The sequence below is a fragment of the Caenibius tardaugens NBRC 16725 genome (genome assembly GCF_003860345.1).
GTDB lineage: Bacteria > Pseudomonadota > Alphaproteobacteria > Sphingomonadales > Sphingomonadaceae > Caenibius > Caenibius tardaugens.
This window is the reverse complement of sequence record NZ_CP034179.1, coordinates 2,116,491-2,140,367: the sequence shown is the minus strand read 5'-3', so window position 1 is coordinate 2,140,367 and position 23,877 is coordinate 2,116,491. Positions and strand designations below refer to the sequence as shown.

Here is a 23,877-nt window from a genome sequence, read left to right as displayed (position 1 = left end):
TTGCGCATTACGCGTAGATCCAACCGCAGGAATTTTCGCAAAAGGGCCGGTGACGAACCGGTCCTTTTTCGTTTATGCCACCTGTAAAGACACACGAAAGAGGAACGCTGATGGCACTTGATATGGTCCACCCCGAACTGCGCGAGGCGCTGGGGCAATTTCCCGATATCGATTTCACCCAGATCCCGCTCGATCTGATCCGCTCGCAGCCGATGATGCCCCCGCTCGAAGCGCCCTTCCCGCAGCCGGTGGAACGCATCATTCCGGGTGTCGACGGCAATCCGGATGTGAAAGTGTTCATCGTCGATCCCAATCCCGGCGCCACCGATCGCCCGGCCGTGCTGCATATCCACGGCGGCGGCTATGTCTTCGGCACAGCGGAAAGCATGATCGCCGGGGTGCAGGCCAGCGCCATGGCCGCAGGCATTCCGTTCGTTTCGGTGGAATACCGGCTCGCCCCCGAAACCAATTTCGCAGGCAGCCTCGCGGATAACTATGCCGCGCTGGTATGGCTGGCGGGCGAAGGGGCCAAGGAACTGGGCGTCGATCCCGCGCGCATCGCGGTCGGCGGGGAAAGCGCCGGCGGCGGCCACAGCGCCATGCTGGCCATTGCCGCGCGCGATCGCGGCGGCCCGGCGATTGCGTTCCAAATGCTGACTTACCCGATGATCGACGACCGCACCGGATCGAGCCGCGAGGTGGCCGCGCATCTGGGCGAATTCGTGTGGAAGGCCGAACACAACCGCTTCGGCTGGGAATCGCTGCTGGGCCAGGCGCCGGGCGGCGACAGCACACCCGAAGGCGCGATCATTCCCTCCCGCGTGGACGACCTTGCCGGCCTGCCCCCGGCATGGATCGGATGCGGCGCGCTGGACCTCTTTATCGAGGAAAATCTCGCCTATGCCAGCAGGCTGATTGCCGCCGGGGTGCCCACCGAAGTCACGGTAACGCCGGGCGCCTATCACGGGTTCGACGGCTTTGTCGCCACGTCGGGGCCAAGCCAGAAATTCGCGGCCGCCCGCCTTTCCGCGCTCAAACGTGGGCTCGGCCTGCCCGAATAAGCCTGCGCGGGGCGCGACACCGCTCCGCGTCACACTGTCCATTGGCCGGCGCGCAAGGCGCCGCAAAAAGTAAGGCCCCGATTCTCGCCAGGAGAATCGGGGCCTTCCAGCGCCTGTAATGCTCATCGCATAACGGCCCTGGCCGCTACGTCGTTGTTTGTGTTTGGAAGTGGAGTCCCTAACACAGACTGACGCAGATGTCAGCAACCCAGTGCTTCACCCGCAGTCCGGCGATTTGCCGACCTTGCAGGCATCCTTTTTCTTTCAACGTCCGATAATAGAAGACGTTCCCTCAATTTGTCTCGCATTGTGTGTTTTCCCGAGGGGATTGCATCGCAGAGCAGACCATACCATCATGATGCCAGCAATTCCGAGCGAGGAAGGGGCGGAGAAGTTGACGCTTTTCCGCCCCTTTCGCGAACCGGCCTGCCACGCATGCCATCCGGTGCTGTTTTTCCCCGGCGAAGACCCTTTCCGGATTCACACCGAAGGGCTTTTATGCCTATATTGGAGCTTCGGCCTGACCCACGGAGACACTACATGTCGTTGCTCGAAGCTCGCAAGACCTACAAACCCTTCGAATATCCGTGGGCTTACGAATTCTGGAAGCGCCAGCAGCAAGTGCACTGGATGCCGGAAGAAGTGCCGCTGGGCGAAGACTGCCGCGACTGGGCACAGAAGCTCTCCGATCACGAGCGTAACCTGCTCACCCAGATCTTCCGTTTCTTCACGCAGGCCGACGTGGAAGTGCAGGATTGCTACCACGACAAATATGGCCGCGTGTTCAAACCGACCGAAGTGAAAATGATGCTGGCCGCGTTTTCCAACATGGAAACGATTCACATCGCGGCCTATTCGCACCTGCTCGACACCATCGGCATGCCGGAAAGCGAATATGGCATGTTCCTGGAATACCAGGAAATGCGCGACAAGCACGATTACCTGCAGCAGTTCGGCGTCGACAGTGACGAGGATATCGCGCGCACGCTGGCCATGTTCGGCGGTTTCACCGAAGGGCTGCAGCTGTTCGCCAGCTTCGCCATGCTGATGAACTTCCCGCGCTTCAACAAGATGAAGGGCATGGGCCAGATCGTATCATGGTCGGTGCGCGACGAATCGTTGCACTGCGAAGGCATCACCCGCCTGTTCCACGCCTTCACACAGGAACGGCAATGCCTGACCAAGGCGGTGAAGGAAGACATCATCGACTGCTGTCAGAAAACCGTGCGGCTGGAAGATGCCTTTATCGATCTCGCGTTCGAAGCCGGCCCGGTTCCGGGGATGACCGCAAAGGAAATCAAGAAGTACATCCGCTTCATCGCGGACTGGCGGCTGGGCCAGCTCGGTTTCCAGCCGATCTACATGATCGACGATCACCCGCTGCCGTGGCTCGCCCCGCTGCTTAACGGGGTGGAACACGCCAACTTCTTCGAAACCCGCGCCACCGAATATTCGAAGGCGGCCACACGCGGCAACTGGAACGACGTCTGGGCCAGCTTCGACCAGCGCCGCAACGCCCGCGCCGCCAACGAACCTGGCGTGGAAGAAGACACCGGCGGTGAACCGGATATGTTCGAGGATATCAGCAAGACAGGGATTCAGGCGGCGGAGTAAGTCCGCCAGTCATACGCTTGAAAAGCCCCGCAAAGGATCAGCTTTGCGGGGCTTTTCCATGCTCTCCGCTCACGTTCCGCCAACCGGAAAGCATGGAATTGTCTTCGCTCACAAGGCGTGCCACACCGGACAGACAGGAGGGGCCATATGAAATCCATGCTTATTGCGGCGGGCCTGTTGAGCCTTTGCCTTGCTGGCGCGGCGACAGCAAAACCGCAGATGTCCACCGAAGACCTGCTTGGGCTCATGCTCGAAGGGAAATCGGCAGTTCAGGGCGAAGAACTGGAAGAGGCCATTCGCACCGCCGATGCCTTCCCGCTTGGCCATGCAAAAAACCCGGTACGTGTTTCGCAACCTTCTGGCGAACGCAGCTATCTGAATCGGCTCCGCTGCAGCGATGGCAATCCCCCAGCCTATGAACGTCTGGGTTCAACCGGCAACAGCCCATACGGCAACATTATGGATATCTACGCTGTGCGATGCGAGGGCAGCACCCCGGCGGACAGCCAGGTCTTTATGGACATGTACCATAAGGGGTTTTCCGAACCGCGCCCGGTACCCGGATTTACTGCGGCGCAATAATCGCATGTCTGTGCGGCTGAAAACTGTATTCCCAATATGATCGATGCTCTTGCCGGCCTGCTGACACCCCTTAATGTCATCTATTACGCTATCGCTATCAACTTCGGGGCCTTTGCCGCCTTCGGGTTCGACAAGGCGCTGGCCGAAGCCGAGAAACGCCGCATCGCTGAATCCACACTGCTGACCTGGGCATTTCTTGGGGGTACGCCGGGCGCTTACGCGGGCAGGCACCTGTTTCGCCACAAAACCCGCAAACAGCCGTTTTCCAGCCAGTTGCACATGATCGCAGCCCTGCATGGGGTGGCGTTATGCGCAGCGTTTGTTTTCTGGTTCTATCCGTCCGCTGTGCAAGCGGTGCACATGACCGGATAACCAGATCGGGTGCGGCCCGCGCGCGCAGTCAGGCAGTCGGCACGTCTCTGCCCCCTAATCGCACCACCCGCCGCGACGGCCGCCGCGATAGTTGCGGGCGCCCCCTTCGGCGCGCATGAAGTCAGCCAGCCGGTCTTCCTTCCCGTCCGCGCCGATGCGCTTCACAATGCGCAAGTCACGGCCATACCTGTCTTGCGGATCGTCGATCCGCGCGGTCATCTGGAACGGGCCGCGATTGAGCCAGCGTTGCAGCGCGGCGGTGGAGATTTCGGCCTGCACCACCTCGGCCGGACATTGTGCCCGCACTTCCGCCGTATCGATCCCCACAACGCGGACATTGCGTGTCCCCAGCTTGAACGTATCGCCGTCAATCACACAGAAGGCCCCACGACCGGGGCCGCAACGCGTGAAATCGCCCTGCACCTTTTCCGGCCTGGTCTGGAGAAATGCGGGCGGTTCAAAGGCGCCACCATCGCCCACCACCACAATCACGGTGATCAGCCCGATCAACAGGAGGAACGGGCGCATTTCGGCAAAGGCTTGCCGCCATGTCTTTTTCGGGTTGCGTGGACCGCCCGGCCCACGGGGTGACCTGCCGGGCGGGGGCACGCCATAATCCGATGCGCGCGTCCATTTCGGATTGCGTCGGCCACGGCGCGGATCAAACTGGATTAATTTCCCCATGACAGGCCCTTATCAAAATGGGGCCGGACGCAATATCCTGCGCGCGGGCACCGGGCGCTTTTTGCACCACCGTTCGGCGCAATGGCGCTTGATCCTGCCGCAATCCACACCACTTTGGCCCCACCACTTCGGTCGACGCTTTCACAGGAGATTTGTCCCCATGCGCAGCCAGCAAGACGTTGCGGCCATGTCCTGTCCGGTTTGCCGGGTTCCGCTGGCGATGAGCGACCGGCAAGGGATCGAAATCGACTATTGCCCGCAATGCCGCGGTGTCTGGCTCGATCGGGGCGAACTCGACAAGATCATCGAACGCAGCGCCCCTGCCACCGCCACACACCAGCCACAACCGGTGCCGCCGCAGACCGGCCAGCAAGGGCCGTGGGGCGGCCATTCCGATCGTGGTGATTATGGGCAGGGCCATCAGCAACACAGTCACAGCGGGTACGGGGCGGGCCACTATGGCAAACCCCACAAGCGCAAGAAAAGCTGGCTGGAAGAGATTTTCGACTGACGGGCCGCCGCGCGGAAAGTCACACCAGAAGAGATCATCCCTTTGTTCTGAAAAAGAAACTTGGGAATCTCCAACCCTCTTCTGTGTCAACCGCCGCAGATACAAAAAAGCCGGGCTTGGGCCCGGCTTTTCAGGGGAGGAGTGAGGCCGGATAGAATATCCGGCGCCCGCCTTCCGGTCAGGTGCGGGGGCACCCCACCTTCCGATTACTTCTTGGACTTGTGCTCTTTATGGCTGCCATGGTCCGCCGGTGCTGCGGCATCGGCGGTGGCGGCAGCTTCAGGTGCAGCAGCTTCCGGGGCCGATGCTTCAGCAGGGGCGGCAGCCTCCGCCGGAGCGGCCGCATCTTGCGCCGGAGCACCCGCATCCTGTGCAACGGCCGGGCCAGCAGCCACGGCAAGAGCAAGAGCACCGAAAGCGGGTATGATCAGTTTACGCATCAAGACATCCTTCTTTGTCGTTTGGGGCATGTGAGGGGTGTAACGGCCCTCCGCGCCATAGGCTCCCTCCGCTGCGACCGGCTGCGCAGCAGATACGGCGGGCCGCCCCCGCCATTCGCCCTGCCTTTTCAGGATGTTGATTCGTCGCGCGCCGATCAGATCAGCCAGGTATCGGGATTGGGCATCGGCTGCTGCTTCTGCGCGTTCACGAGACTCAGCACGCAGCGCACGACCACGATAACCGCGACCGCCAGAAGCACGAGAAACCCGATCAGAACGATCATCAGCAGAACCCCCACGAAAGACCCGATCAGGCCAATCCAGAACGTGCGGATAAGATAGGCGTAATGCGAGGTTTCCCATTCCTCATGGGGCTCACCCTTCCAGACATAGGCGAGCACAAGCCCGATCAGCCCTGTCACGAACAGCACGCAGGACGAAAGGTACAGCAGGCTGATAATCGTGGGGTGATTGAAAGCGAACGCCGTGGTGACGGGCGGTTGCGCCGATGTGTTCTGGGTCGATGTGTTCTGAACCGGCGTATCGGTGGGCGGCTTCGGCCTGCCCTGCTCGTCGAACTCTGCCATGCTGACTGGGCTCCCTCTTGACAGGAAAGCCCGCAAAGTAGCGCAACCGGCGGGATGACGATAGCCCCGTGGGATGCGATCAATCGCGGAACAATGCCTGTGCTGTCCCGTTGGTTTTCAAGGGGACCAAGACAGGAGACGGATCGTGCAGGAAATCACGGAGAAAGATCGACGCAACGAACTGCGTTCGCTGCTCGACGCCATACAGCAGCACCCCGAACGCGACTGGAGCGAGGCGCGCCGACGTATCGCCGTGCTGCAGCGGGTTCTGGGCATGTACGCACCCGCGCTGGACCATTGAAGCGGCACGGTGGCTGAAGCAGTGCCCCGGCCCACGCGCCGCATTATTCAATAGGCGGTGGTCACGTCCTCGATGCGGGCGATCGCCTCCTCTCCGCAGCCGATGATCACCGCATTATAGGTGGTCAACGCCGGGCGCAGTTCGCCCCGGACCTTCTGCCAGCCGCCGACATTGTTGCCCGGCGTCAGCGCCAGCGCGAACCGTTGCCCCGGCGGAGACATGCGATCGGTCGCGCCGGCCACCAGCGCAGCCTGCCTGCCCTCGGGCAATTGCACTTCGCCTTCGACAATCAGCGTAGGCACGGCATCGGGTCCGGGCATGGCATTCACCCAGGCCACCCAGTTGCGTGTCGGCGGGCACAGGGACACGGCGGCTTCCTCTTCTTTCGGTGGCACGGTCGCGCAGGCGGCGAGCGGCAGGACAAGACATGCGGCTAACACTGCCCATGGCAGACGCACAACAGGACGTGACATGATTCTACTCCCCCTGTGGACACGGCAACAACTGGCTGCCCGCATTTTCCAAACGCGTGGCACGGCAACCGGTTTCTGACTATCCCCGATCTGCGCCATCAATCGTCACCCGATGACGGCACCGGATAAGGCGGTATCGGCTGCAGGACGCCGAATGCCTCGCTTAACGGCGGGTGGCCAAGGTCCGGCCAATCGATCGTTTCATCGGCCACTTTGGTATCAGGCAAACGATCCAGAAGATCGCGGATCAGGGTGAGACGTCCCAGCCGCTGATCGTCGAAATCGACCACGGTCCAGGGAGCCCATCCGGTGTTGGTCACCCGGAACATATCTTCGCGGGCCTGGGTATATTCGGCGTATTTCGTCCGCGCCGCGACATCGATCGGGGACAGTTTCCACCGTTTCAACGGTTCTTCCAGCCGTTCCGCAAACCGCGTTTCCTGTTCGGCCTGCGAACAACTGAGCCAGTATTTGAACAGGCGGATGCCGTCGTCGACCAGCATTTTCTCGAACACCGGTACTGCCTTGAGAAACGCATCGACCTGTTCCGGGCTGGCGAACCCCATCACTTTTTCCACCCCGGCGCGGTTGTACCAGCTGCGGTCGAACAGAACGATTTGCCCGGCGGAGGGCAAATGGCTGACGTAACGTTGAAAATACCACTGTCCCGCCTCGTCCACGCTGGGCTTCGGCAAGGCCACCACCCGGCACTGCCGGGGGTTGATCCGGTCGGCGATCGCCTTGATCACCCCGCCTTTGCCCGCGGTATCGCGCCCTTCGAGCAGAACACAGATGCGCTCCCCCCGGGCCTTGGCCCAATGCGCCATGGCGACCAGTTCCAGTTCGAGCGGCTCCAGCAATTCATCGTAATGCTTGCGCTTCACGGCCAAGCCTCCCTTTCCATAAGCGACGAAGCTGCCACGAAGGCCTGCCCCGATTCAAGCCGCCCTTTTCGCGCCAGGGGCTGGATCAGACCGGAAATCCCGCACACGATTCGTGATGCAACGCATCAATTGCTGCATTGCAACACGCCAAATGGGTCAAGAATTGCCCATGGATCGTATATTTTTTAACGTTAAATCAATATATTATCTGGTCATTTGCAATATTTGCAACACATCGCCACTTTTTTGCGATTGCGAAATAACCACACCCCCACCATTTGGCCGTCAACACTTCAGGGCGAAGGCTCCGAAGTGCCTTTGATACAAACAGGAGGAATTTCCATGCGCGCTCTCGCTTCTTGTGTCCTGCCGATCCTCGTGGCGGCATCGACCAGCGGAATGTTGTTCACGGCCACGCTTATCTGAGCAGGATATATGGCAAAATCAAACGGCTGACGGCCGTTCTCCAGCAAGGGAGAACGGCCGTTTTGCAAACCGGCCCCGAACTTTGCCCGTTCCGGCCCGCAATGATCCCATCTTCGCGCAATTCGCTGTGGATGGCAGGTCACAAAGCTTTCTAAAAAGTACCGGACTGCCTATATCATCGGCATGGCAGATACACCCGAAAGCAACGGCACATCCTCCAACGGCTATGGCGCAGATTCGATCAAGGTCCTCAAGGGCCTCGATGCGGTGCGCAAACGGCCGGGCATGTATATCGGCGACACGGACGACGGGTCCGGCCTGCACCACATGGTGTTCGAAGTCTCCGACAACGCCATCGACGAAGCGCTGGCGGGCCATTGCGATCTCGTCCTGATCGAACTCAATCCCGATGGTTCCGTCTCGGTTGAAGATAACGGCCGCGGCATCCCCACGGACATTCACGCCGAAGAGGGCGTTTCCGCGGCTGAAGTGATCATGACCCAGCTCCACGCTGGCGGCAAATTCGAAAATACGTCGGAAGACAACGCCTACAAGGTATCGGGCGGGTTGCACGGCGTGGGCGTTTCCGTGGTGAACGCGCTGTCTGAATGGCTGGAACTGGTCGTCTGGCGCGATGGCAAGGAACACTGGATGCGGTTCCGCCATGGCGATGCGGAAGCCCCGCTGAAAGTGGTCGGCGATGCCCCTGCGGGCAAGAAGGGCACGCGCGTGACCTTCCTTGCCAGCACCGACACGTTCAAGAATGTCACGGAATTCGACTTCGAGAAGCTCGAACACCGGTATCGCGAACTGGCCTTCCTCAATTCCGGCGTGCGCATCCTGCTGCGCGACAACCGCCACGAAGAGGTGAAGGAACACGATCTCTATTACGAAGGCGGGATTGCGGCCTTCGTCCAGTATCTTGACCGCAACAAGACCCCGCTGCTGCCCGATCCGATCGCGATCAGTTCCGAACGCGATGGCATCGGCATCGAAGTCGCGCTCGAATGGAACGATTCCTATTACGAAAACGTGCTGTGTTTCACGAACAACATTCCCCAGCGCGACGGGGGCACGCACCTGGCCGCATTCCGCGCGGCATTGACCCGCACGCTCAACGGCTACGCCGAAAAATCCGGCCAGCTCAAGAAAGAGAAGGTCAACCTCACCGGTGAGGATATGCGTGAAGGGCTGACCGCGATCGTCTCGGTCAAATTGCCCGATCCGAAATTCTCCAGCCAGACCAAGGACAAGCTGGTTTCCTCCGAAGTTCGCCAGCCGCTGGAAAGCCTGATGGCCGACCGGCTGAGCGAATGGCTCGAAGAAAACCCCGCCAATGCCAAACAGGTCGTGGGCAAGATCATCGATGCCGCCGCCGCCCGCGAAGCCGCGCGGCGCGCCCGCGAACTGACCCGCCGCAAGGGCGCGATGGACATCGCCTCCCTGCCCGGCAAACTGGCCGATTGCCAGGAACGCGATCCGGCAAAATCCGAACTGTTCCTGGTCGAAGGGGATTCCGCGGGCGGTTCGGCCAAGCAGGGCCGTGACCGGCTGTTCCAGGCGATTCTCCCGCTCAAGGGCAAGATTCTCAACGTTGAACGCGCCCGCTTCGATCGCATTATCGGTTCGAAGGAAGTCGGCACGCTGATTCAGGCGATGGGCACCGGTATTCGCGACGAATTCAATCTTGAGAAGCTGCGCTATCACAAGATCGTGATCATGACCGACGCCGACGTCGACGGCGCGCATATCCGCACACTCCTGCTCACCTTCTTCCACCGCCAGATGCCCGATATCATCAAGGCCGGGCACCTCTTCATCGCGCAACCGCCGCTCTACAAGGTCGCGAAAGGCCGCAGCGAAGTCTACCTGAAGGACAATGCCGCGCTCGACCGTTACCTCGTGGAAGCCGGGCTTCAGGGGCGCGTGCTGGAATCGCAAGGCGGCGCACGCGGCGGCGCGGAACTGAACGCGCTGGTCGAACATGCGCTGCGCCTGCGCAGCCTGATGGGTTTTGTCCCCCGCCGTTACGATCCGAAAATCGTCGAATTGCTGGCACTCGCCGGTGCGTTCGATCCCGAACTCGGCACCGATGCCCGGCAGGCGGCGCTGACCCTTGCTGCAAAGCGGCTCGAAATGGGCGATCCTGAAGCGCGGTGGAGCGCATCGCTGGGTGAAGACGGCGCGATCCGCGTCGAACGTCTGTGGCGCGGGGTGACCGATCACCACCTGATCGAAGCCAGCTTCGTGACCAGCGCCGAAGCCCGCAAGCTCGCCCGGCTCGCGGCGGAACAGGCCGAAGTCTACACCGCACCCGCCTATCTCGTGAAAGGCAGCGGCGCGGAAGAAGCGCCCGAACCCGAAACGGCCGTGGCCGACGATGATGACGCTGCGGAAACCCCCGCTGCGCGCCCTGTCGCAACCAACGGTGCAATCACCCGGCCCACCGCGCTGCTCGACGCCGTACTGGCCAACGGGCGCAAGGGCCTGTCGATCTCGCGCTACAAGGGTCTCGGCGAAATGAACGCCGAACAGCTGTGGGAAACCACGCTCGACCCGGACAACCGCAGCCTGCTGCAGGTCAAAGTCGAAGACGCGGACGTGACGGATGAAATCTTCACCCGCCTGATGGGCGACGTGGTCGAACCGCGCCGCGACTTCATTCAGGAAAATGCACTCAACGTCGCCAATCTCGACGTCTGATCCGCATCTTGGGCTGCGCCGGGAACGGCGCGGCCCAGACAAAGACTGACACCAATCAGAAGCAGGTCGAGCCCGGCCTATTTTCGTTGGTAGCGCGGATCATACCAGGTCGCCTTTTGCGCCTGGAATGCGGCACGACATTTTTCGCGTGCAGCCTTTCGGCCATGGCTACCCGCCGCGTAGCTATTGCGGGCGCGGGTGTTGCAAAGGGATAACTGATCACCATGCGCACGGCGTCGCGCAAGTTCAGCAGGCGACGGATTGCCTGAAGGCCTGATTGTGCCGTTCACAGCCGCGGTACCTGCGATGGACGATCCGGCAGGGGTGCCAACCGGCACAGGATCGGCCAACGTCGATTGCGCAACAGCCGGTGCACCAATTATCAGCATGAACGGTATTGCCAGGAGCGCAACCCGCGCGGCCGCTGTGCGGCTTTGCGTCATCACCATTGTCACAAACCTTCCTGCAAAGCGGGCAGTTCGCCCGGCCCACAGTAGATCATCACACTATCGATGAACGGAATATGTAGGCCATTTCAGATACATCCATCAGATAGCGCAGCACGTTAGGCGGCATTGCAATCGATGGCCTGCTCTATCGAACGCGAGCGCGCCCGCATGGAGTGGGAAAGGAAGCCCTCATTGTCTTCAGAACCACGTTGCGAGAAAAGGGATATGCCCAATGGGGAAGCTCCCTGACCGTTTGGGCGATCCAATACATTCGGTGGGCCTGCGGAAAGCAGACGATCATTCGGGGATGAATTCCGCCTGGAACCCCGCCCCATCGGGCCAGTCAGGCGCGGTGAGGCCCATGACTTTGAACAGAGCACCCATTTGCGCGGGGTCGACCAGCCGATCGCGGGCAAGGCGAATGGCATCTGCCTGTTCAGGGGCGTTTCGCGCAAGGGCGTCGGCCCGCGCATCGATACCCAGCGCACGCAACCATGCACCCTGTTCGGCAATGCCCAGCACCCGCGCGCCACGCGACAGCGCGACATGCGACAGCGTGGCAAAATCCACCAATGCGGTCAGATCCGCCTCACCGGGGGCGTCGAACGGATCAACCTTGCGATGGGCGCGCACGGCCTGCAGGCTCGATCCGTTGCGCACCTGATCATATCCGTAATCGATGAACAGCGCGGCCCCGCCCTGTGCCGCCAGCCGTCCGGCCACTTCGAACACCGTGGCCGCTGCACCGGGGCAGGTTTCGATAATCGTGCCTTCGGGCGCGTCACGCCGGTCCTCAGGAATGGCGGCATCCATCGGCCGGGCCCCTGCGATCGGCACAAACCGGTCATGATCCAGCCCGACCATGCGTTCGCGCCAGCCCTGCGGCGTCTGCACGATCTGCCGCACCGGCAGGGCATCGAGGAATTCGTTGGCCACCAGCAGAACCGGCCCGTGGACCGGCACCGTGCCAAGATCGTCATGCCAGATCGCATCGGGCACGATCCGCGCCTGTTGGGCCCGCAACGCAGGCGACCCTTCGACCAGATGTACCTGCGGAGAAATGCCGAACCTCCGGGCCGCGCGCAGGGCGTCGCGCGCCAATGTCCCGCGTCCGGGGCCGAGTTCCACATAGTGAATCTCTACCGGGCTGCCCGCGCGGGTCCAGATATCCGCCAGCCACAGCCCGATGAGTTCGCCGAACATCTGGCTGATTTCAGGGGCGGTGACGAAATCGCCGGTCGCGCCCAGCGGATCGCGCGCCGCATAGTAGCGCGCGTTCGCCTCCCCCATGTAATGCATCACGCTGATCGGGCCGGTATTGGCAATCAGCCGGCGGAATGTGGCGCCAAGCCCACCTTCGGCGGCGTCGCTCATGCCGGTTCGGAAGAATCCCGGGACGCATCCTCCCCCTGTCGGCCCGCTGCGGGCACACTGCCCAGCGGGGGGCGCATGAGGGCCCGCGCCACCAGTGCCAGCCCCAGCAGAATCAGCGGTATGGTGAGCCACTGGCCCATCGACAGCCCGGTCCGCGCGGCGAATGCGGCGAGTTGCACATCGGGTTCGCGGAAAAATTCGACTGAAAACCGGCCGAGACCGATCCCGGCGGTGAAAACCCCCACCAGCAGGCCCGGACGCCAGCGCGCGCGCGTCTTCCAGAACAGGAACAGCAGCACGACAATCAGCAAGGCCCCTTCGAGCGCCGCTTCGTACAATTGCGAGGGATGGCGGGGCAAAGGCCCGGCGCCGGGAAACACCATCGCCCAGGGCACATCACCGGTGCGGCCCCACAGTTCGCCATTGATGAAGTTCGCGATCCGGCCAAACAGCATGCCGAACGGCACGTTTACCGCGACATAATCGGCCACGCGCAGGAACGGCAGCCCCCCGCGCCAGCTGACCCAGAGCATCGCCAGCAGCACACCGATCAGCCCGCCATGGAAGCTCATCCCGCCCTGCCACAGCTTCAGCAGATCGGCCGGATTGGCCCACAGCGAAGGCTGGTAGAACGTGGCGTACCCCAGCCGTCCACCGATGATGATCCCCAATGTGCAGTAGAAGAACAGGTCATCGACATGGCGTTGGGCCATCGGCGCGCCGGGCGCCTTGATCATGCGGCTGAGATGCCAGTAACCAAGCAGAATCCCCGCAAGGTACGCCAGCGAATAATAGCGCAGGGTGAAGAACCCGAGATCGATGCCCGGCCGCAGGCCAAGATCTTCCCATTGCAACGGTGCATGTTGTGCGGCTTCAGCCAATAGTGACAGCAAGCGGCGAACCCCTTAGAGCATTGATCTGTACATTATTGCTATTGGCATAGGCTGGCAGCAGGAGAAAGCCCATTCCCTGTGCGGTGAGACGACTGACACCACGGCAGCATCCTGCGGACACAGCCTTGCGGGCTGGCTTGAACAAGGAACAGGCGTGAGCATCCTGCGCATCCCGAACCAACGTGCCGTTATCGACCGCCGTGCGCTGGGCGATGCTATCGCCGGGGTGGTGGCGCGCGATGATGGCCCGCCGCGCCCCAAAGTGCTGGCGCTGCTGCGCGAAGCCCTGGCCTGCGGCCGCGCGGAAGTGGCGCGCCGCCTCGATGAAAACCCGTCGAACGGGCATACGGCGGCCGAAGCGCAGGCATTCCTCGTCGATCAACTGGTGCGGGTGATTCACGACCATGTCGTGACCGACGTCTATCCCACAGCCAACCGTTCGACCGGGGAACGGTTGGCGATCATGGCGGTCGGCGGATACGGACGCGGCGAAATGGCGCCGCATTCCGATGTCGACATCGCCTTCCTCACGCCGGGCAAGCAGACCGCATGGTGCGAACAGGTGATCGAGGCGATCCTCTATTTCCTGTGGGATCTGGGGCTGACCGTGGGGCATTCCAGCCGTTCTCTGGACGAAATGGTGCGCATGGCGAAAGCCGACCTGACCATCCGCACCGCCATGCTGGAAGGACGCTATGTCTGGGGCGATCAGGCGCTGTACGAAGAGGCCAGCAGGCGTTTCTTCGCAGAAGTCGTCGCGGGGACCGAACGGCAGTTCGTGGCGGAAAAGCTGGAAGAGCGCGATGCGCGCCACAAGAAACTGGGCGACAGCCGCTATGTCGTCGAACCCAATGTGAAAGAAGGCAAGGGCGGACTGCGCGACCTGCACACGCTCTACTGGATCGGCAAATATATCTACAAGGTGCGCACCCCGGCCGAACTGGTCGATGTGGGGCTGCTGACGCGGCAGGAATACCGCGCCTTCCGCCGGGCGGAAAACTTCTTCTGGGCCGTGCGCTGCCATTTGCACACGATCACCGGACGCGAGGAAGATCGCCTGACCTTCGACTTGCAGCGCGAAGTCGCCCGGCGCATGAACTTTGCGGATCGCCCCGGCAAACTGGCCGTCGAACGGTTCATGCAGTTCTTTTTCCTGCAGGCAAAACGCGTCGGCAGCCTGACCGCGATGTTCCTGGCGCAACTGGATGAACAGTTCGCCGCCAAGACCCCGCGCGGCATTCTCGCCGGATTTCGCGCCCGCCCGCGCAAGCTCAAAGGCTATACCGTGTTCGGCGGGAAGCTGCGGGCGCCTTCGGATGACTGGTTTCGCGACGATCCCGTGCGGTTGATCGAAATTTTTGCGATCGCAGAAACCGAAGGGCTCGAAATCCACGCCGAAACCATGCGCATGGCCACGCGCGACGTGAAACTGATCGATGCGAAAGTGCGCCGCGATCCGCGTGCGAATGCCTTCTTCCTCGATGTGCTGACCGGGCACAACAATCCCGAAACCGTGTTGCGCTGGATGAACGAGGCGGAAGTGTTTGGCCGTTTCGTGCCCGATTTCGGTCGGGTCAACGCGCAGATGCAGTTCGATATGTACCACCACTACACAGTGGACGAGCATACGATTCAGGCGATCGGACTGTTGGCCCGGATCGAACGGGGCGATCTGCGCGAAGATCACCCGCTGGCGTGCGAACTGATTCACAGCGTCGCCTCGCGCCGCGTTGCCTATGTCGCGGTGCTGCTGCACGATATCGCCAAAGGGCGCGGCGGCGATCACTCGGTACTGGGTGCGGAGGTGGCGTTGCGCCTGTGCCCCCGCTTCGGCCTGTCCGACGATGAGACGGAACTGGTCAGCTGGCTAGTGCGCTATCACCTGCTGATGAGTGCGACCGCGTTCAAGCGCGATCTGGCCGATCCCAAGACGATCGCGGATTTCGTCACGCAGTTGCAAGGGCTTGATCGCTTGCGCCAGCTGACCCTGCTGACCGTGGTCGATATCCGCGCGGTTGGACCCGGCACGTGGAACAGCTGGAAACGCCAACTTATCGGCGATCTCTACCATCTGGCGGAAGAACAGCTCCGTCTGGGGCACAAGCAGTTTGGCCGCAAGGAACGCGTCAATGCCAAGCGGGACGCGGTGGCCCGGCTGCTGGGCAGCGATACGGAACTGGTCGAAAGCGAGGGGGCCCTGTTGGGCGACGCATACTGGATTGCCGAGCCTGAGGATATCATCGCGCTCAACCTCGTGCAGTTTCGTGCCGCGCGCGAACTGGACGACAGCCTGTCGATCCATTGCGAATACTATCCTGCGCGTGGCGCCACGCTGGTCACGGTCATCTCGACCGACCATCCCGGCCTGTTCTATCGCATTGCCGGTGGCATCCATCTGGCAGGCGGGAACATCATCGACGCGCATATCCACACCGCCCGCAACGGCAAGGCAGTGGACAATTTCCTCGTGCAGGACCCGCTGGGCCGCCCCTTCATGGAAGGCGGACAACTCGAACGCCTGAAGAAATCAATAGCCGACGCGCTGGCCAACAGGGTCGAACTGGTGCCGCAACTGGCAAAGCGTCCTGCGGCGCGCATCCGGTCCGAAGCGTTCAGCGTGCGGCCGCGCGTGCTGTTCGACAACAAGGCGTCCAACCGTTTCACCGTGGTGGAAGTCAACGCCCGGGATCGCCCGGCCTTGCTGAACCGTCTGGCGCGCGCGCTGTTCGAGGCGCAGCTCGTGGTGCATTCCGCGCATATCGCCACCTATGGCGAACGCGCGGCCGACACGTTCTATGTCACCGACCTGTTTGGCCACAAACTGGACCGGCCGGACCGGTTGCGCGCGGTCGAGGAAAAGTTGCTAGCCGCGGCCAATGCCATCGAAGACGGCGATCCGAAAACGGACGCGGTGAAAGAATACGCAATCTGACACCGCGCCTGTGCGGGTGGCGGCTGCCCGTGCCCATGTGGTAATGGTCACACGGTCCCGGATAAATGCATCAATGCGTTTAATTTGGATTGACTGCACCATAACTTGTTTGCATTACTTTCCCTTCAATGAGGGGACAAGTAACGGGACAGAAAACTGCCCGGACGCGCAATAATCATAACAAGCGTTCGCTATCTGCACCTCCTCATTGTATGAAATGGAGAGGAGAGGCTATGCGTATTCACCGTAATATGACGGCTTACCTGTTCGGCGCAGCGGCAATCGCGCTGACATCGCCGGCATTTGCCCAGTCGGGTGGCGAAGAGAACACCAGTTCCCCGCAAATCCGCGATCGGGAAATCATCGTCACCGCGCAGCGCCGTGAAGAACGCGCGCAGGACGTGCCCATTGTGATTTCGGCCTTTTCTGATGAGCGGCTGAAACAGATGAACGTCAATCAGGCACAGGATCTCTATGGCGCCGCGCCTTCGCTGGTTGTCGGCAACCAGGGGCAGGCCACCCGCGATGTGCAATCCTTCTCCATTCGCGGCCAATCGACAGGTTTTCTGTCTTCACCGGCCGTTGCGCAATATTTTGCCGAAGTTCCCCTGCCCGCCGCCGTCACGCTGAACCTGCAGGGCGCGCCCGGTCTATTTATCGATCTGGAAAACGTGCAGGTCCTGGCTGGCCCGCAAGGCACGCTTTTCGGCCGCAACACCACGGGCGGCGCGGTGCTGTTCGTGCCGCGTAAGCCAACGAATGAGTTCGAAGGCTATATCGAAGGCAGTTACGGGAATTACGATTTCAAGGGCATTGAAGGCGCGATCAATGTGCCGCTGATCGACGACAAGCTGATGGTCCGCGCGGCCGGCGCCTATCAGGATCGCGACGGGTTCACAAAAGACCTGGTGTTCAACAAGGATCGCGACGATCTGCACTGGTATTCCGGCCGCATCAGCGTGCTGATGAAACCATTCGAAGGGTTCGAGAACCTGACGATTGTCTACGGTTCGAAATCGTCAAACAACGGCACGGGCTTTATCCATGACGAGTTCAACATCGCCGGACTCAAATCACCACTTCTGAATTTCTGTTCGGACACGCCCGGCCCAATTGCAAGTTGTGACATCTATCGCCGTCAGACCGAGATCGCCAAAGAAATCGGGCCGCGCAAGACCCGCATGAACGTGGACGAATTCAGCCTGATCAAGCTGTGGGGCGTGATCAACAACACCAGTTTCGACATCAGCGATAACCTGACTGTGCGCAACATCATCAGCTTCCAGCGGCTGAAGGATAATTACGCATCCGATCAGGACGCCACCCCGCTACAACAATATGAAGGCAACCAGAACGCCGGACCGCCGCCTTTGGGGCCGATTCCTGGCCTTTCCGAATATGGCATTCCGGTTATGGGCTATCCCAATGCCACGGTCGATCACGAAGGATATCGCGACGATATCAAACAGTTCACCGAAGAACTGCAGTTGCAGGGCAATGCGCTGGACAACAAGCTGAACTATACCGTCGGCTATTTCCATTACAGTGCCAAGCCGGGTAGCCTGTGGCGCGCCTCCTCGATCAATTATTGCCCACCGTTTGCCACCGGCTTCTGCCCGTTCAGTCAGACGGTAACCGGCGTTTCCAACAAGTCCGACGCGATTTATGGTCAGGCGACACTCGATTTCGGGGCTCTGTCTCCCGCGCTCGACAGCCTGCGCCTTACCGCAGGGTATCGCTACAACTGGGATACGGTGACAGGTTTCGCCACCAACTGGCGCCCGGCCATCGGCGGGGGCACCGCCTCGTGCCTCGAAGGTGGGCTGGTGGCCAATCCCGCCGTTCCCATCGGCGATGTCATGGATGTATGCCGCTTCGACGCCACGCTGAAAAGCAAGGCGGCGACATGGACCATCGGCCTCGATTACAAGCCGATGGACAACCTGATGCTCTATGGCAAGATCAGCAAGGGCTACAAGGCAGGCGGGTTCAACACGTTCGCAGTACGCACCGAAACCCGGATATTCACGCCGGAAGAACTGACCACCTACGAAGCGGGCTTCAAGTCCGATTGGGAACTGGGCACAGTGCCCGTCAAGTTCAACGCCACCTATTACTATTCGGATTACAAGAACATCCAGCGCCCAACCGGCGACTTCAACCCTGACACCGGCCAGAGCGGCGCCCGCACCATGGATGCCGAAGCGACCATTCAGGGGATCGAGATCGAAGCATCGATCCGCCCGATCCCTGGCCTCGAGATCGGCGGCAATTTCAGCCACACCGATGCCGACTACAAGAAGTTCGACGTTCCGATCTTCGCCCCCACGCTGGCGTGCGACGGGCTCAAGAATTTTGGTGAAACGGGCGACTTCACCTGTATGCCGTTCCAGTTTTCCACGGCATACATATACAACATCTACGCCTCGCTGGACGTGCCATTGGGTGAAAACATGGGCAATCTGGCCTTCTACGCCAATTATTCCCACGTTTCCAAACAGCCCACCGCGCCGCTCGGCAACGATGTGACCCAGCCGGGATCGATTATGGAACCGTTCGGTCTGCTGAATGGCTCTATTGCCTGGAAGGGCGTGGCGGGCACGCCGGTCGACATCACGGTGTTCGGCAACAACCTGACGAACAAGCTCTATCGCACCAGCAATTCCAACACGATTGATAATCTGCTGGTCAATTCCACCGTGTACGGCGCACCGCGCATGTACGGGGTGAAAGTGCGCTACAACTTTTGAATGTGGCCACCAATCGATCCGTGGTGCGGGTCGCATAACGACAGGGGGCATCCGGCAACGGGTGCCCCTTTCTCGTGCTGGCCGCCCCCGTCGCGACCGACCCAGTACTGGCCCGGTGTGTCAGGCGCGCGCGCCGAACAGCGCACTGCCGACGCGCACATGCGTGGCGCCCAGCATGATCGCGGTTTCGAAATCGCCGCTCATCCCCATGCTCAACTGAGGGAGGCCGTGATCGCGCGCCAGCTTGTCGAGCAGGGCGAAAAATGGCGCGGGTTCGATATCCGCAGGCGGCACGCACATCAGGCCGGCCACGGGCACTTGCGCGGCAGCGGCCTCGCGCAGCAACGCGGGCAGGTCTGCCATCGCGCATCCGCCCTTCTGGTCTTCGGCGCCGATATTGACCTGCACAAAGCACGGTATCCTGCGCCCCTGCCGGTCCATCGCCCGCGCCAGCGCGCTGACCAGCGAGAGGCGATCCAGAGAATGGATGCAGTCGAACAGGGCCACGGCATCGTCCGCCTTGTTGGACTGCAACTGGCCCACCAGATGCAGCGCGATCTCGCCATGGCGTTCGCGCAAGGCAGGCCATTTCGCTTCCGCTTCCTGCACGCGATTTTCCCCGAACACGCGCTGCCCCTGCGCAATCAGGGGCTCGATCGCATCGGCAGGATGCGTCTTGCTGATCGCGATCAGCGTGATCTCGGCGGGCTTGCGGTTCGCAATCCGCGCGGCATGGGCGATGCGGGCGCGAACATCATCGAGCGGGGTGGCTGCGTTTTCCATTGCGCGCCGCTATAGCGCGAGGATGCGCAAGCGCCAGACCCCGAAATCGCGGAACATCCCGCACCTGTGGCTGATCAGCGACGCCCGCAACGACGCGGTGCTCGACAGTGCGCTGCGGCGCCTGCCGCGCGGATCGGGGTTCGTGTTTCGCCACTATCACCTTGCCCCTGCCGAACGCCGCGCGCGGTTTCGCGCCCTGTCGCGCATCGCGGGCAAGCGCGGGCATCTGGTCATTGTGGCCGATACCGCCGCACAGGCCCGCCGTTGGGGCGCAGACGGAATCTATGGCCCGCCGGGGGCAAGACCGGCGCCCGCCCCCCTGCTGCGCATAGCCACCGCGCATACCCTGCGCGAACTGGGCGCGTGCCGCCGCCATGGGGCCGATGCGATCATGCTGTCCCCCGTCTTCGCCACGCGGTCCCATCCGGGGGGCAAAACACTCGGCCCGCTGCGGTTCCGCCTGCTCGCCGCCCATGCCGGTGCGCCAGTGATCGCGCTGGGCGGGATGACCCGCAGGACCGCCGTGCGCCTGGGCTGGCCACGCTGGGCCGCGATCGACGGGTTGTCATAAACCCACGGTCATAAACCAATAAGTCGGGCCGATTCCCAAGGATTCTTGACGGGGAGTCACCCGTCAGCGCATTATGTGCATTCAGATTTATGTGAGGACGATCCATGGCATCACGCGCAATCAGCAAGGCGCCCGCGCCAGACTGGCGTATGGCGTTTCGCCGTTCGCTGCGCCGCGCCACCCAGATGGGCGGCGCGCTGCTGCTGCTTGCGGTGATGCTGTTCCTCGCCCTGTCGCTCGCCAGCTATCACCAGACAGACCCTTCGGCTTCGACCGCGGCCGGGGAACAAGTGGCCAACTGGATGGGGCGCCCCGGTGCCTGGGCGGCGGAACGCGCGCTGTTCCTGTTCGGGGTGATCGCGGTGCTGCTGCTGCCCCTGCTCTATGCCTTTGCCCGCAAATTGTGGCGCGACGCCGATGACGAGGAAACCCCGCACGGCATGCGCTGGTGGCGTACGGTGGGTATGCTGCTGCTGGCCATGGTTCTGCTCGCCACAGTCATGGCGCTGACGTTCGGTGGCCCGGGCGGTTCGCTCCCCGCGTCCACCGGCGGCATGGCCGGCCTGCTGGGCGCGGCCGCGATTCACGGCCTTGCCGCACGCCTGCCCGAAGCGGTGCAAAGCTGGGCTATTCTGGGACTGGCGCTGACCTGCCTTGGTGCCGGGGTGGTACTGGCCGGGCGCGTCTTCGCGATCGACTGGGCGCAATTGCTCACCCTGCCCGCCCTGTTCCGCCGCCGTGCGCCGAAACAACCACTGGCGATGGAAGACGACGCGGATCTGGCCTTCGCCCCCGCCCGGCGCGAAGAAAAGCCCCGCGCCGAACGCCGCGCCCCGACGCCCGAAGCCGAACCGCGCGCCGCGCCGGAAATCACGGACCCGAGCACACCGCCCAAACCGGCGAAGATCGCAACGGGCACCGCCCGCCAGAAGGACCTGTTCGACAAGCACGATCTGCCGAGCATCGATCTGCTCGACAATCCGCCGCCCACGGCCGCGCCCAAGCTCGACAAGATGGCGCTGGAACGCAACGCGCGTCTGCTCGAAACCGTACTCGACGATTTCAACGTGAAAGGCGAAATCACCGCCGTGCGCACCGGCCCGGTGGTGACGATGTACGAGCTGGAACCGGCCCCGGGCATCAAATCCAGCCGGGTCATCGGTCTCGCCGAAGATATCGCCCGGAATATGAGCGCGATTTCCGCACGCGTATCGTCAATCCCCGGCAAGACGGTGATGGGCATCGAACTGCCCAATGCCGACCGGCAGACCGTGTCGCTCAAGGAACTGGTCGCGTGCGAGGCGTTCGCCCACCACAAGGGCATGCTGCCGATCATTCTGGGCAAGGATATCGCGGGCGAACCGATCGTCGCCGATCTGGCCGCCATGCCCCACCTGCTGGTGGCAGGCACCACCGGTTCGGGTAAGTCGGTCGGGCTCAACTGTATCCTCCTCTCGCTGCTGTACCGCCTGACACCGGCCGAATGCCGCCTGATCCTGATCGATCCCAAAGTGCTCGAACTGAAGAGCTACGACGATATCCCGCACTTGCTGTCCCCGGTGGTGACAGAGCCTGCCAAGGCGATCCGCGCGCTGAAATGGGGCGTGGAGGAAATGGAACGGCGCTATCGCATGATGTCCAGCGTGGGTGCGCGCAACCTGTCGGGCTTCAACGAACGTGTGCGCACCGCCGCCGCCAAGGGCAAGCCTTTGGGCCGCCGCGTGCAGATCGGGTTCGACCCGGACACGGGCGAGGAACTGTTCGAGGAAGAACAGCTCGATTATCAGGTGCTGCCGCAGATCGTGCTGATCGTTGACGAACTGGCCGATCTCATGGTCACCGTGGGCAAGGAAATCGAAGTGCTGATCCAGCGGCTTTCGCAAAAAAGCCGCGCCGCCGGCATCCACCTGATCATGGCGACGCAGCGCCCCTCGGTCGATGTCATCACCGGCGTGATCAAGGCCAACCTGCCGACACGGATCAGCTTCAAGGTGACCAGCCGCATCGACAGCCGCACCATTCTGGGCGAACAAGGGGCCGAACAGCTGCTGGGCAAGGGCGATATGCTGTACAAGCCCAATACCGGCGCGCTGGTGCGCGTGCATGGGCCGTTCGTGGCGGACGAGGAAGTGGAACGCGTGGCCGATCACTGGCGCGCGCAGGGCAGCCCGGAATATATCGATTCGGTTACCGAAGAGCCGGAAGACGGCGGCTTCGGTTTCGACGACGAACTGACGGCGAGCGACGATCCGGCCGAGCGCAAGTATCGCCAGGCCTGCCAGATCGTGTTCGAAAGCCAGAAGGCATCGGCCAGCTGGCTGCAACGGCAACTGGGTGTGGGCTACAACACGGCGGCCAAATGGGTGGAACGCATGGAAGCCGACGGTTTCGTCGGCCCCGCCAACCACGTCGGCCGCCGCGACATCTATCGCGACAAGGACGGCAATCCGCTCTAACCCGGTGCCCGGCCGGGACGGGCACCTTGCGTGACCGCGCAAGCCCTCGGGACCACAGGGCAAAGGCGCCGGGCAGCCATTTCGGGCTGGCTGGTGCAACACGGCCACGCTGGACGGGACACTGCGAACGGTGCAATATACGGGGAAGCCGGATCGGGATGGCGACAGAACAGGCTGTGAGCGGGCTGAATGGCAGCCAACCGGCCTTTCTCTACCCCCGTCAAGCGCCTACACCGTCCGGATTTTCCGGAAGACTCGCCAACGTTCTCGATCACGATGCAACTCTTCCAACCAGTGCAGAGCTTCCCTCCGCCTTGCGGCACCGGATAGTTCAGGAGGCCCTACATGTCAGAACAATCACAAAACCGGCCGCAGGCTCTCTCGCGCATCCAGGACAACATACTGGCACGCAACGAGCGCCGCATTCTGACATGGCTTTGCGCGCGTCTTCCGGGCTGGGTCACCCCCGACAAGCTGACAATCCTCGGCCTGATCGGGAGCTTCATGACCTTCGCCGGATACGCGGCCAGCAATTACGGCAAGCTTTGGCTTATTCTGGCCATTCTCGGTTACCTTGTGAACTGGTTCGGCGATTCCCTCGACGGCAGTCTCGCACGATATCGCGCTATCGAACGCCCTTCGTACGGATACTTCATCGATCATAGCTGCGATGGCCTGACCACGCTCTTCATTCTCACCGGAATGGGCCTCAGCCCTTATGTAACGATGGACTTCGCCTTGCTGGCACTGGCGGGTTATCTGCTGCTGTCGATCCACACGTTTCTTTCGGCGCGCGTCCTCGGAGAGTTCAAGCTGTCTTACGTGGGCGCCGGCCCGACCGAGCTGCGCATCATGCTGATCTGCCTTACCGCGATGATGATGGTTCTGGGCACCAAGCCGGGACTGTTCGGGAACATTTCCGGTTTCGACGTTTTTGTCGGAACCATCGGCACCATTCTCATCGTTCTCTATGCGGCCCAGACCATCGTGACGGGGCGACGGCTGGCGGCAAAGGAAACGGTGTAATATCG

20 protein-coding genes are annotated in these 23,877 nt (G+C 61.9%); 12 read left to right on the top strand and 8 right to left on the bottom strand.

Going from position 1 to position 23,877, the window contains the following annotated elements; translation table 11 throughout:
- Positions 1-110: 110 nt before the first annotated feature.
- From EGO55_RS09845 to EGO55_RS09830, 4 genes are all read left to right on the top strand, one after another.
- The gene (locus EGO55_RS09845) at positions 111-1,061 is read left to right on the top strand and encodes an alpha/beta hydrolase (protein ID WP_021689582.1); all 951 of its coding nucleotides are present in this window, start codon (positions 111-113) and stop codon (positions 1,059-1,061) included.
- 540 nt (positions 1,062-1,601) lie between these two features.
- Positions 1,602-2,675, top strand: coding sequence for a ribonucleotide-diphosphate reductase subunit beta (locus EGO55_RS09840; protein WP_021689583.1), 1,074 nt, complete (start codon positions 1,602-1,604; stop codon positions 2,673-2,675).
- A 147-nt stretch (positions 2,676-2,822) separates the two neighbouring features.
- The gene (locus EGO55_RS09835; protein WP_021689584.1) at positions 2,823-3,257 is read left to right on the top strand and encodes a hypothetical protein; all 435 of its coding nucleotides are present in this window, start codon (positions 2,823-2,825) and stop codon (positions 3,255-3,257) included.
- Positions 3,258-3,293: 36 nt separating this feature from the next.
- The gene (locus tag EGO55_RS09830) at positions 3,294-3,629 is read left to right on the top strand and encodes a DUF1294 domain-containing protein (protein WP_021689585.1); all 336 of its coding nucleotides are present in this window, start codon (positions 3,294-3,296) and stop codon (positions 3,627-3,629) included.
- Between the two features lie 54 nt (positions 3,630-3,683).
- Here the strand turns inward: EGO55_RS09830 and EGO55_RS09825 are convergent, their stop codons facing one another.
- Positions 3,684-4,313 (bottom strand): thermonuclease family protein, encoded by a 630-nt coding sequence (locus tag EGO55_RS09825; RefSeq protein WP_021689586.1) that lies wholly within the window; start codon positions 4,311-4,313, stop codon positions 3,684-3,686.
- Between the two features lie 160 nt (positions 4,314-4,473).
- Here EGO55_RS09825 and EGO55_RS09820 point away from each other — a divergent pair, with 160 nt between their 5' ends.
- On the top strand, positions 4,474-4,824 hold the full coding sequence (locus EGO55_RS09820) for a TFIIB-type zinc ribbon-containing protein (protein ID WP_021689587.1): 351 nt from the start codon (positions 4,474-4,476) through the stop codon (positions 4,822-4,824).
- A 206-nt stretch (positions 4,825-5,030) separates the two neighbouring features.
- Here the strand turns inward: EGO55_RS09820 and EGO55_RS09815 are convergent, their stop codons facing one another.
- Both EGO55_RS09815 and EGO55_RS09810 read right to left on the bottom strand, forming a co-directional pair.
- Positions 5,031-5,264, bottom strand: coding sequence for a hypothetical protein (locus tag EGO55_RS09815; protein ID WP_021689588.1), 234 nt, complete (start codon positions 5,262-5,264; stop codon positions 5,031-5,033).
- A gap of 155 nt (positions 5,265-5,419) precedes the next feature.
- Positions 5,420-5,851 (bottom strand): DUF4870 family protein, encoded by a 432-nt coding sequence (locus tag EGO55_RS09810; protein WP_021689589.1) that lies wholly within the window; start codon positions 5,849-5,851, stop codon positions 5,420-5,422.
- A 145-nt stretch (positions 5,852-5,996) separates the two neighbouring features.
- On the opposite strand from EGO55_RS09810, the gene EGO55_RS20675 reads away from it, so the two are divergent.
- Positions 5,997-6,152, top strand: coding sequence for a hypothetical protein (locus tag EGO55_RS20675; protein WP_021689590.1), 156 nt, complete (start codon positions 5,997-5,999; stop codon positions 6,150-6,152).
- 47 nt (positions 6,153-6,199) lie between these two features.
- Here EGO55_RS20675 and EGO55_RS09805 read toward each other — a convergent pair whose 3' ends face one another.
- Positions 6,200-6,625: a hypothetical protein gene (locus tag EGO55_RS09805; protein ID WP_021689591.1), complete on the bottom strand. Its 426-nt coding sequence runs from the start codon at positions 6,623-6,625 to the stop codon at positions 6,200-6,202.
- Between the two features lie 98 nt (positions 6,626-6,723).
- The gene (gene ppk2 / locus EGO55_RS09800; RefSeq protein WP_040715223.1) at positions 6,724-7,515 is read right to left on the bottom strand and encodes a polyphosphate kinase 2; all 792 of its coding nucleotides are present in this window, start codon (positions 7,513-7,515) and stop codon (positions 6,724-6,726) included.
- Positions 7,516-8,118: 603 nt separating this feature from the next.
- On the opposite strand from ppk2, the gene gyrB reads away from it, so the two are divergent.
- Positions 8,119-10,638: a DNA topoisomerase (ATP-hydrolyzing) subunit B gene (gene gyrB / locus EGO55_RS09795; protein ID WP_021689593.1), complete on the top strand. Its 2,520-nt coding sequence runs from the start codon at positions 8,119-8,121 to the stop codon at positions 10,636-10,638.
- Positions 10,639-11,384: 746 nt separating this feature from the next.
- On the opposite strand, the gene EGO55_RS09790 is transcribed toward gyrB, so the two are convergent.
- Both EGO55_RS09790 and lgt read right to left on the bottom strand, forming a co-directional pair.
- Positions 11,385-12,461 carry a class I SAM-dependent methyltransferase gene (locus tag EGO55_RS09790; protein ID WP_021689594.1) on the bottom strand — a complete coding sequence of 359 codons (1,077 nt, stop codon included), beginning with the start codon at positions 12,459-12,461 and terminating at the stop codon, positions 11,385-11,387.
- Complete coding sequence (gene lgt, locus EGO55_RS09785; protein WP_021689595.1) at positions 12,458-13,354, bottom strand: prolipoprotein diacylglyceryl transferase; 897 nt, start codon at positions 13,352-13,354, stop codon at positions 12,458-12,460. The genes EGO55_RS09790 and lgt overlap by 4 nt, the downstream gene beginning before the upstream one ends.
- A gap of 154 nt (positions 13,355-13,508) precedes the next feature.
- Between lgt and EGO55_RS09780 the strand changes: the two genes are divergently transcribed.
- Complete coding sequence (locus EGO55_RS09780; protein WP_021689596.1) at positions 13,509-16,286, top strand: [protein-PII] uridylyltransferase; 2,778 nt, start codon at positions 13,509-13,511, stop codon at positions 16,284-16,286.
- A 233-nt stretch (positions 16,287-16,519) separates the two neighbouring features.
- Complete coding sequence (locus EGO55_RS09775) at positions 16,520-19,036, top strand: TonB-dependent receptor (RefSeq protein ID WP_021689597.1); 2,517 nt, start codon at positions 16,520-16,522, stop codon at positions 19,034-19,036.
- A gap of 120 nt (positions 19,037-19,156) precedes the next feature.
- Here the strand turns inward: EGO55_RS09775 and EGO55_RS09770 are convergent, their stop codons facing one another.
- Positions 19,157-19,819: a YggS family pyridoxal phosphate-dependent enzyme gene (locus EGO55_RS09770; RefSeq protein WP_021689598.1), complete on the bottom strand. Its 663-nt coding sequence runs from the start codon at positions 19,817-19,819 to the stop codon at positions 19,157-19,159.
- A 22-nt stretch (positions 19,820-19,841) separates the two neighbouring features.
- Here EGO55_RS09770 and EGO55_RS09765 point away from each other — a divergent pair, with 22 nt between their 5' ends.
- From EGO55_RS09765 to EGO55_RS09755, 3 genes are all read left to right on the top strand, one after another.
- Entirely contained in the window at positions 19,842-20,390 is a 549-nt protein-coding gene (locus tag EGO55_RS09765) for a thiamine phosphate synthase (RefSeq protein WP_021689599.1), read from the top strand.
- A gap of 104 nt (positions 20,391-20,494) precedes the next feature.
- The gene (locus tag EGO55_RS09760; RefSeq protein ID WP_021689600.1) at positions 20,495-22,846 is read left to right on the top strand and encodes an FtsK/SpoIIIE family DNA translocase; all 2,352 of its coding nucleotides are present in this window, start codon (positions 20,495-20,497) and stop codon (positions 22,844-22,846) included.
- 345 nt (positions 22,847-23,191) lie between these two features.
- The gene (locus EGO55_RS09755; RefSeq protein ID WP_021689601.1) at positions 23,192-23,872 is read left to right on the top strand and encodes a CDP-alcohol phosphatidyltransferase family protein; all 681 of its coding nucleotides are present in this window, start codon (positions 23,192-23,194) and stop codon (positions 23,870-23,872) included.
- The last annotated feature ends 5 nt before the right edge of the window (positions 23,873-23,877 follow it).